General features: G+C 70.0%; 6 protein-coding genes and 2 pseudogenes. 5 read left to right on the top strand and 3 right to left on the bottom strand.

Translation table 11 applies throughout. The features are described 5' to 3' along the window. A pseudogene (locus ACFWWR_RS47390) lies at positions 1-365 on the top strand (hypothetical protein); the annotation flags it as partial. Further along, positions 355-762, top strand: a complete 408-nt coding sequence (locus ACFWWR_RS47385) for a hypothetical protein (protein ID WP_384310577.1) — start codon at positions 355-357, stop codon at positions 760-762. The pseudogene ACFWWR_RS47390 and the gene ACFWWR_RS47385, both read left to right, overlap by 11 nt. A gap of 144 nt (positions 763-906) precedes the next feature. Here the strand turns inward: ACFWWR_RS47385 and ACFWWR_RS47380 are convergent, their stop codons facing one another. After that, positions 907-2,073: a HEAT repeat domain-containing protein gene (locus ACFWWR_RS47380; RefSeq protein WP_384310575.1), complete on the bottom strand. Its 1,167-nt coding sequence runs from the start codon at positions 2,071-2,073 to the stop codon at positions 907-909. A gap of 637 nt (positions 2,074-2,710) precedes the next feature. Between ACFWWR_RS47380 and ACFWWR_RS47375 the strand changes: the two are divergent. Continuing rightward, positions 2,711-2,833 (top strand): annotated as a pseudogene (locus tag ACFWWR_RS47375) (IS5/IS1182 family transposase); the annotation flags it as partial. Here the strand turns inward: ACFWWR_RS47375 and ACFWWR_RS47370 are convergent. Continuing rightward, positions 2,808-3,023 (bottom strand): hypothetical protein, encoded by a 216-nt coding sequence (locus ACFWWR_RS47370; RefSeq protein ID WP_383876859.1) that lies wholly within the window; start codon positions 3,021-3,023, stop codon positions 2,808-2,810. The pseudogene ACFWWR_RS47375 and the gene ACFWWR_RS47370 overlap by 26 nt on opposite strands. Before the next feature lie 343 nt (positions 3,024-3,366). After that, positions 3,367-7,161 (bottom strand): hypothetical protein, encoded by a 3,795-nt coding sequence (locus tag ACFWWR_RS47365; protein ID WP_384310574.1) that lies wholly within the window; start codon positions 7,159-7,161, stop codon positions 3,367-3,369. Between the two features lie 423 nt (positions 7,162-7,584). Between ACFWWR_RS47365 and ACFWWR_RS47360 the strand changes: the two genes are divergently transcribed. Beyond that, the gene (locus ACFWWR_RS47360) at positions 7,585-8,433 is read left to right on the top strand and encodes an NPP1 family protein (protein ID WP_383876862.1); all 849 of its coding nucleotides are present in this window, start codon (positions 7,585-7,587) and stop codon (positions 8,431-8,433) included. Positions 8,434-8,835: 402 nt separating this feature from the next. Next, complete coding sequence (locus ACFWWR_RS47355) at positions 8,836-9,513, top strand: IS6 family transposase (RefSeq protein ID WP_384310572.1); 678 nt, start codon at positions 8,836-8,838, stop codon at positions 9,511-9,513. Positions 9,514-9,790 lie beyond the last annotated feature (277 nt).

Genomic DNA, 9,790 nt, shown 5'->3' with positions numbered 1-9,790 from the left:
CTGCACACCTACAACCACCACCGCTGCCACACCGCACTCGGAGGCAAGCCACCCATCAGCCGTGTGAACAACGCTGCGGGTCAATACACCTAGACCCCAAGCGGGCAGCCTGCCGCCTGCGCAGCGAGGAGGACGGCACCCGCCGCACCCCCGACCTCGACGACTGCCGCCCGAACTGCGTCAACATCGCGCGGACCGATCGCGACATCGAACACGTCCTCGTCCAGATCGATCAGCTACGGCCACTCGTCGATGACCCGCTGGCCCCCGCCTTCCGACACGCCCGCGAACAGCACGAGCTCGACCGCCTGGAACGCATCGTCGCCGCCCACGACCCCGCCGGAGAACCCCACGATGGCCACTGACCGTGACGCCGAACGCGGCGCCATCACCGCAGCGATCCAGCGGCTGCTCGACGGCCGGCCGACCCGGTCTACGGGGGCGCTCACCACGCTGCAACTCGCCGCCGAGGCAGGCGTCAAGCGCTGGGTCCTCACGCACAAGCACGTTGACCTGAAAGACGAATTCACCCGCCGAAAGTCCGAGGCAAACGGCATCCCGCCTGCGTTCCAGCATCTGCACGCCCGCGCAGTAGACGCCGAAGCCACCGCCCGCGCACTGCAGCAGGACAACGACCGACTCCGCGAGCACGTCGCCGTCTACGCCCAGGTCATCCACGAACTCCGCACCGAGCTGGACCGGCGCACCGACAACACCACCCAGCGCAGCCCCATCCGGAGCCTCCCTACCAGCATCACCTGACGCTCGAGGCAGTGTTGTCCGATCGCGAACGCAGGGTGTTGCGGGGCTGAGTGCGTTGGCGGACGGCGGGTCCTCCCTCGGCGTCATCGCCGGGGTCGACACACGACGGATCTTGACCCTCCGATGAAACCCAGAGCCGAGCCGTCAGCGGCGACGGAACCAGCGGCGGCGCTTGGGTTGTGGCTTGGGTTGTGCCGCGCGGAATTCCTCGAGACGGATCACGTCTGCCGTGGTGGCCACCGTGGCGAAGGCCGCTTTGGCTTCATCCGCGGTTTCGTCGGTAAGGATTAGGCGGAACAGCGCCGTACCCGAGAGAAGAGTGGCGCCGGCCCGGCTGTCGCCGTCGGCGGCGAGGCTATGGAGGGCTCGGACGACCGGCATTGGGTCCCTCAGGTCGGCTAGCCGGGCCCGTACCCGGCCGTCGACGCGCTCGTCCTGGAGAAGGAATGCCTCGCGAACTAGGTCCTCGGTGAGTGGGAAGTTGTGGTAACCCCCGACCGACGTACCGCTGCCGCGTATCTGTCGAAGTGCCGAGATCGCCCGCCATCGCACGGATCTCTCCTGGTCAAGAGCCATCACGAGTAAGGTCTCCTCGATCTCCGGGGACGCCGCGACGTGGGTGAGGCCGCGGATAGCAGCCCAGCGGACCTCTTCGTTGTCGTCGTCGACTGCAGCGAGGAAGGGCGTCGCGGGCACCTCTCGTTCGGCGGCGAGATCAGCAAGCAACTCCATGAGGTTGACCCGTCCTTGCTCGGTCTCCTCGGTGTCGAACCTAGCGATCACCTGCCCCGGTGTGACGCCGTATTCGATGGCGACCGCCGCGATCTCGTTGGTCATCCTGCCGTTGCGGACCGTGATGACCAGCCCGTCCATGAGCGCGTCAACTGGATCGGCCGCGTGGATGTCCCGCAGTGCCATCGCCGCGTACCAGACACACGCTTGGTCGCGAAGCGCCGCGACAAGAACGGGTGCAGCGCGCTGGTCACCCAGCGCATGTAGCGCCTCCACCAAACCCTGCCGCAGCTCGTACGGGTCCCTGTACCCGCGCAGCTCGAGCAACCCGGTCGGCTGGTCTCCGACGTAATCGGCACGCCACGCGTCGAACTCGGCCTGGGCCGCGGTGAACCTGACGAGGTAGTTGGCGCGGTCGTCGAGCAGCTGCTGCAGCCGTGCCACGAGCACGGGCACGGCGTCCGGTCCGATCTCCGTCAGCCGTGTGATAGCCCTGTCCCGCAGGCTCGAACCGCTACCCCAATCATCACCAGTGCGCCAGTTGGCGAGGTTCTCGATTAACTCGTTCAGCTCGGACACCGGGCACCACCCTAGCGACAGGCACGCGGAGCGGTCCCGCGATGGCTTCAAGCTGCCTCGTCGTCGTCCGCGACCCCGTCACCGTCTTCGCGACATCGCCGCGGCCTGCGACATCACCGAACGCACTGCCCAGAGCATCGTCACCGACCTCGAACAGGCTGGCTACATGCGCCGCGAACGCGACGGACGGCGCACGCGGTACATCCTCTGCTGGACGGCACCCTCCGTCATCCAGCAGAGGCACACGTGCCCATCGCCCATCGCGGAACTGCTGGAACTCTTCACCCCTCACGACAGCCAGCACTGAAGCCGCAGCCCCCCACCTGCCGCACTGCGGAGATTCAGATCGCACACGACTACGGAGCGTCTTCGTCATGTCGTGACTGCATCAGGAACAGCCACTGCCCATCGAAAGCAACAGCTCGCAGTAGGCGAGAGAACTGGCGGCCGCCACAGGGCCTGCGGTTTGGTCCAAATCATCGGTCAACGCATCCGTGACCTGGGCCGGGAGACCACGATCGAGCACATGCACGCCCATCTGTTCCCGGCGCGCCGGGAACAGAGCCTTCTTGTGTTTCAGGAGCTGCTTTCGGGTCGTTGCATGGGCCCGGGCCGTCTGCCTACGCACTGGATTAGGGGGGATCACACCGGCCCCTCGCCCGTCGACCGCGCCCGTCCCGGCTCGAAACACCATGTGATCGTCGACCGCCATGGAACCCCGCTCGCCGTCACGCTCACCGGCGGCAACCGGCACGACGTTGGATCTCGTCGGAGAGACCGGCGCTGACCTCCACGGTCTGCTTCGTGCCGTAGGAGTAGGAGGTGTTGGTCTCGTAGGCGGCGGCGCGCGCGTACGTGGCGTTGTCGGTGCCCTGGCAGTTGTTGAACACGTTGCCGCCGCGTGCCAGTTGCCCGGCGCGTTCCAGGAGTTGACCTCGTGGTACTGGCACAGGTCGGGCGTGCCGGCGTTGCAGTCGCCGATCACGTCGGGCTTGTCGGAGCCCCAGCCGGGGGTGGCCGCGTTGGCCGTGCCCGTGGAGAACGGGATGAGGGCGAGCGCGAGGGGGGCGAGCACGGCGAGGCGTCGGCCGCCGCTCTTGATGGACTTCACGTGGAGGGATCTCCCGGTTCGGTCGTGTCGGGCGCTGTCCTTCGCGGCCCTGATCGGGGCAGCCCGCCGCGGCGCGAGCGGAGGAGGTTGCCCGCGCCACGGCTGGAACGAGGCTGGCAGGCCGGAGAATTGATGGGCAGCCCGTCTCATCAGGGCAATCATCCAATGGACAGCTCAGGGCGTCAGTCCCCGCACACCTTCCGATATGCCGCGTCCGGCACATACGTCCGCCACTGCGCCCGCGTCAGCTGCTGCCCGCCCACCCGGGCGCACACCCGCTCGGCCACCCGCTCGGGGCCGACGACGTACCGCTGGAGCGGCACATGGGTCCCCGCCGCGTACACCGTGCCGCTGTCCTCGCTGAACGCCACCGAGACGATCTCCTCGCCCGGCGTCGGCAGGGGGTCGCCGAGCGGCTGCTGCGTGGCGACGTCCCACAGCTGGAGCGTGCCCGAGCTACCGCCCACGGCGAGCGTGCGGCCGTCGGGGCTGAGCGCCAGCGCGCTGACGCCCTCGGGGGTGTCGCCGAGCCGGGCCGGGAAGACGTTGCGCAGGACCCCGGCCTTGTGCCGCACGTCCCCGTCCCACAGCGCGACCCGTCCGGTCCCGTCGCCCACCGCCAGCCGTGAGCCGTCCGCGCTGAAGGTGATGGCGCCGATCTGGTCGCCCTGGACGAGGTCCTTTCCGGTCACCGACCCGTTCGGGAGGCGGGCGACGCGGTTGTCGCCGACCAGCAGTCCATCGTCGGGGCGGACGGCCAGGTTGCCGCTGTCCAGGCCGGTCACCACGGAACGGCGGCGGTGGCTCTCCGTGTCCCACACCTCGTCGCGCAGTTCTCCGACAGCGGGCGTGCGCACGGCGTACAGCGTGCGGCCGCCGGAGCCCAGGGCGAGGTCGATGACCGCCCCGGCCGAGTCGGCGGTGGCCAGGTCCAGGGTGTCCCGGACCCTGTTGTGGCGCAGGTCCCAGATCGTGATCCGCTGTGGGGCCGCCTCTCGGCCCGGCGCCGAGACGCCGTAGGCGAGCAACCCGCCGTCCGGGCTGAACGCCGTCAGGGCCTGGGTGTCGCCGAGTATGACCTGGTCTGTGCCCTCCTGAGCGGCGGCCCGGTCTGTGCCTGCCTGAGCGGCGGCTCGGTCTGTACCCGCCAGGGAGGCGGGCACCGGCGGCGACGGCAGCGTCCGTACGACATGGCCGTCGCGGGTGTCGCGCAGCTGGAAGCGGTAGCCGTTGTCCTTGACTTCGGCGGTGGCGAGGGCGCGGCCGTCCGGGGCGAGTCGGACGCCGGACAGGGCACTGTCGTCGTCGTGCCAGGCCGGCGTCACCGCCGTTGCCACGTCGAGCGAGTGGACCGTACCGGCCTCCAGGTAGCGCAGGACGGGGTGTTCGGGGTCCCAGGCGAGGCCGCCGTACGCGTACTGGTTGTTGAGGGAATGCCGGTAGACCGGGGCGTCGGGATACGACAGCCGCCACACCTTGATCTCCGTACCGTCGGCCGCCGCCAGGAACTTGCCGTCCCTGCTGAAGGAGGTGTACTCGACGCCCGGGGCCGTGAGATCGGCCAGCAGCCGCCCGGAGCCGGTGTCCCAGACGCGGATGCCGGACGCGGAGACGGCGGCCATCCGCTGGCCGGCGCCCATGATCAGCGACGAGTCGTTGTCGGCGCAGACGTTCTGGTCCTGCGTCCACTCGCCGGGCAGCGGCCGGTGGCGGGCGGTGTCCCACACCTGTGGTGGCTTTGCGCCCTGGCCGCCCGTGGGGCAGATGGCGACCGTGCGGGCGTCGGGGGCCATGTCCGTGCGGTCGGCCGCCGGGCTCTCGAACATCGACTTGCCGTCGGTGACGGAGCGCACGCGAGCCGGTTCGTCTTCGGGGCCGGTCACCAGATAGGCGTGGTCCCCGATGACGACGTCGGAGAGCGGCGGCCACGGTCCACCGCCGGTCCAGCGTCCTGTGGCCGTGTCCCACAGCCGGATGCCGTCCGCTCCGCTCACCGCCATGACCTTGGCGTCCGGAGAGACCGCCACCACCTCGTGGTCGTCGACCGGCAGCCGGCCCGAGCCGGTGCGGCGGTGCGTGGCCACGTCGTAGGTCCGCCAGGTGCGGTCCTCGATGTTCAGCAGCGTGCGGCCGGAGGCGGTGAGGTAGCGGAAAGGGGTCTCGCCGGGGGCGGGGTCGGAGAAGATGTCCTGTTCGGGCTGGGCGAGGGCGCCGAGCAGGGCCCGGCGGGACTCGGGGAGCGGGGAGACGCGCCAGGCGGCGACGCCCAGCAGCATCGCGGCGCGCGGGTCGGTGGTGCGCAGCGAGTCGGCGACGGCGGCGATGCGGCGGGCGGCGGTATCGGTGCGCTGCCGCTCGTTGTCGCGGTGCTGGCTCCACGCGGCCAGGCTCACCACGAGCGCCACCGCGAGGACGGCGGACAGGGCGGTGACCAGTGCCCGGGATCTTCGGGCGGTCCGCGCGGCGGCCCGCTGCTCGGCCTCCCGGGCCTCCAGCGCGGCGACGAGGAACCCGCGCTCCGACACGGTGAGCGTGCCGTCGTCGTCCCCGAACAGCTCCTCGGCCCGCGCCAGCGTGCTGCCCCGGTACAGCCCGCCCGGGTCGCGATCGTGCTCTAGCCAGGCGCGGGCGGCCTCGGTCAGGCGCCGGTGGTGGCGCAGCCGTTCGCGGTCCTCGTCCAGCCAGCCGGACAGGCGCGGCCAGCAGGTGATCAGGGCCTCGTGGGCGAGCTGGACGCCGTCCTCGTCGGCGGTGAGCAGGCGGGCGCGGGCCAGCCGCTCGACCACCTCCGGCACGTCGGGACCGGTCCACTCCGCCAGGTCGGCGCGGGTCAGCGGACGCCGGGTGTCGGGGGTGCCCTGGCCCGGCTCGACCAGCCGCAGCAGCAGCTGGCGGGCCGTGCGCGCCTGGTCCTCGGTCAGCTGCTCGTACACCTCCTCCGCCGTCGCCGCGATCGCGCCGCGCACCCCGCCGGCCGCCTGGTACGCGGCCAGGGTGAGCACCCGGCCCTTGCGTCGCCGCCAGGTCTCCAACAGCGCGTGCGAGAGCATGGGCAGTCCGCCGGGCTGGTCGACGACCTCGCCGACGATCCGCGCCGCCAGCTCCCGCTCCACCAGCAGCCCGGCGGCCTGCGCCGGCTTGGTCACCGCCTCGCGCAGCTCGTCCGCCGTCATCGGCCCGAGCAGCAGCCCGGCGCCGGAGACCGCGTCGGCCAGGCCCCGGTGCTCGGAGCAGCGGGCGTAGAAGTCGGCCCGTACGGTGATCAGGACGCGCAGTCGGCTGCCCGGGTACCGGGCGGCGAGCAGCAGGTCGATGAAGCGGGCCCGTTCCTCGCGGTCCCGGCACAGGGTGAAGGCCTCCTCGAACTGGTCGACCACGACCCAGCTCTCCGGCTCGTCCTCGGCGGGGGTCAGCAGGTGTCCGTACGTTTCGGCCGGCCGCGCTCCCGGGGTGAGCACCCGCAGCACCGCCGGCCGGATCCCACGGGCGATCTCCTCGCGCAGGGCGGGGATCAGCCCGGCCCGCAGCAGCGAGGACTTGCCGCTGCCGGACGCCCCGAACAGCACCGCGAACCGGTGGTCGCACACCAGACGGTGCAGTTCCTCGACCATCCGGTCCCGGCCGAAGAAGAGGTGCCGGTCGCCGCGCTCGAAGCGGGCCAGGCCCCGGTACGGCGGTGCGGTGTCCGCCGACTCCTGGCGCACCGCCTCGGCGACCTCCGCATCCGCCTCCTTCCAGCGGGGCTCCCACTCCGCGGGGTCGCCGCCGCAGGCCTTGACGTAGCCCTGGACGACGGCGAGGGACGGCAGCCGTTCGCCGGCCGCGGCCTGGGACAGCGTTGTCGCGGAGAACCCGGCCGCCTCGGCCATGCGCCGGTACGAGGGGGTGCCCGCGGCCTTGCGCACCTCGCGGAGATCGTGGGCGAGCCGGGCTATGGGACCGGCTTCCGGGTCCAGGGGTCTTTCAGGGCGGCCCATGCGCACGTACCTCCACACAGCCGACGAAACCGACGTCAGAGCGGTGACCATACGTCGCGGAACCTTTCGCCCGAGCACGCCCTCGGCGACGTGCAGGCAAATGAAAGGCAACAGGACGCGCATCACCGGACAACTCACCACTGATCATGGGATTTGATTGTCCTGACAAAGGAGACGCGTCAATCAATTCTCCGGTTCCAGGAGTCGGTCGCGGAGGTCGGCTGTCGCGCGGCGGCCGTAAAACGCGAGGTGAACGGCACAGGAACGAGTCAGCGGCGGTCATGACGCCCGGGCGAACAGCCCTCCAAAACGCCGAGAGGAATTGATTGCCCTGGTCAGAAGGCCTGCCGAACAACTTTCCGCTCTCCAGTCTCGATCTCGCACCGCCGGATTCCCGGCAGACCGAGCATGGAGGAGACCCTCGTGTCGCAGGCAGTCAAGACCAAGGGCAAGACCAAGAGAACGTCCCGCCTGGGCAAGGCCGCCCTCGTCCTGGGCAGCGTCGCCGCGCTGACCGTCGGCGTGACCGGCAGCGCCAACGCCGCCCTGTTGAAGCCCTTCGGCTACATGGGCGACGGCGCCGCGAAGCAGGAGATGTTCCAGCCGCTCTTCGACTACGACGCGGACGGCTGCTACCCCGCGGCCGCCGTCGACGCGAGCGGCAGGCTCAACGGCGGCCTCCACAACAGCGGGTCGCTCGGCGGCGGATGCAAGAGCAACCACCTCGGCCAGGCCAACACCTACTCGCGGGCCAAGTGCGACAAGGGCTCCGGCTGGTGCGGCATCGTCTACACCCTGTACTTCGAGAAGGACCAGGGCGTCGCCGGCGCCGTCGACAAGTTCGGGCACCGGCACGACTTCGAGGCCACCGTGGTCTGGTACCACGGCAATGACCAGTGGCCCAGCTACGTGTCCGTCTCCGCCCACGGCAACTACACCACCAAGCGGTTCAACGACGTGGAGCGGGAGGGCAAGCGCTTCAAGGCCGTCTACCACAAGGACGGAAGCCTCCCGCGCGGCCCCTTCGGAACACACTCCTTCCGCTTCGCCAAGGCGGGAGAGCGGGCGGAGGCGTGGGGCAACGGGAGCTGGGACCGTCCGGCCCTGGTCCCCTACGACACCCTGTGGAGCAAGAACCGGACGGCCTGGAACGCGCTGGAGGGCTCCAGCTGGGACCATGCCAACTTCCCCCTGCAGGACAAGGACGACCACTTCCGCAGCACCCTGAACGCGGCCAAGCCGTCCGGCATCAGCTTCAACGCCTGGAGCTGACACCCGGCGCCCACAGCCGCCCCCGGCGGGGACACTCCCCCCTGTCCCGCCGGGGGCTTCCCCATGCCCACCGGCTCATTCACACCGGCTCGTTCACACCCGGCTCTTACACACGGCTTAAGTCGCAACGTCGCGACGGGACGCGAAATCCCCCATCGCTGCCGACGCCGCCCGCAGCGCGTCAGCAGCGCTCATGTCGGCCCCCGTCCCCGCGCCGCGAGCCTAAAGCCTTCTTCTTCCCGGTCCACATCGTGACCTCCAGCCAGCCTCGCCCGCTCTGCATGCCCCTGGAGGCGCGATCCGCAGTAAGCCGCTCTACAGCTGGGGCCATCGCTCGGCGCTGTCACGTTGGCTGACCGGGTGGGATGATCTCCGGGTTGAACACGCTGGGAAGGATCGTCCGTGGACAGTGCGTCGCCGTCGTACAAGGGGCATCGCTACCCGGTCGAGGTCATCTCCCAGTGCGTGTGGCTGTACTTCCGCTTTCCGCTGTCGTTCCGCGAGGTGGAGGAGCTGATGCTCCAGCGCGGCGTCATCGTCTCGTACGAGACCGTGCGCCGCTGGTGCGCCAAGTTTGGTCAGGCGTATGCGAACGGACTGCGCAGCCGCCGGCCCCGGCCCGGGGACAAATGGCATTTGGACGAGGTGTGCATCAAGGTCAACGGCGAGCTGAAGTATCTGTGGCGAGCCGTCGACGTCGGCGGCAACGTCCTCGACATCCTCGTGCAGAACCGGCGGGACAGGGCCGCCGCCAGGCGGTTCTTCCGCCACCTGATGAAGAAGACGCGTGCGGTGCCGCGGGTGGTGGTCACCGACAAGCTGCGCTCCTACCGCGCCGCCCACCGCGAGGTCATGCCCTCCGTCGAGCACCGCTGTCACAAGGGATTGAACAACCGGGCCGAGAACAGCCACCAGCCCACGCGGCAGCGGGAACGCGCGATGAAGGGCTTTCGCTCCGTCGGCGGGGCGCAGCGGTTTCTGTCCGCGTTCACCGGCATCTCGCCGCACTTCCGGCCCCACCGTCACCTGATGCCCGCACATCACTACCGAGCCGAGATGACCGTCCGCTTCGCCATCTAGGATCAGATCACCGGCGCCGCTGGCCGGCCCACCACGGCCTGAACACAGGACCGGACCCGGGGTCCATCACGCCCCGACACGCCGTCAGGCAATCACGTACCCAACAACATGACAACGCCCCGTGGGGGAATGAGTCTGCTGCATCACGATGTCCGGTGGGAAGCGTTCGCGGTGGCGTCACACTTCCCTACGTTGTTCTGCGGGACGCGGTGAACCCTTCGTATGGTTGACCCTCCCAGGAGCGTCGGGTGTGGCTTTCACGCTTCTGCCGCTTGTG

The sequence above is a fragment of the Streptomyces sp. NPDC058678 genome (genome assembly GCF_042714835.1).
Lineage (GTDB): Bacteria > Actinomycetota > Actinomycetes > Streptomycetales > Streptomycetaceae > Streptomyces.
Note: the sequence above shows the minus strand (reverse complement) of the source record. Positions and strands in the feature narration are given on the sequence as shown.

Excerpts from the sequence above, each read along its gene's own strand:
- ACFWWR_RS47385 (WP_384310577.1), top strand. The coding sequence starts at position 355 with ATGGCCACTGACCGTGACGCCGAACGCGGCGCCATCACCGCAGCGATC.
- ACFWWR_RS47365 (WP_384310574.1), bottom strand. The coding sequence starts at position 7,161 with ATGGGCCGCCCTGAAAGACCCCTGGACCCGGAAGCCGGTCCCATAGCC.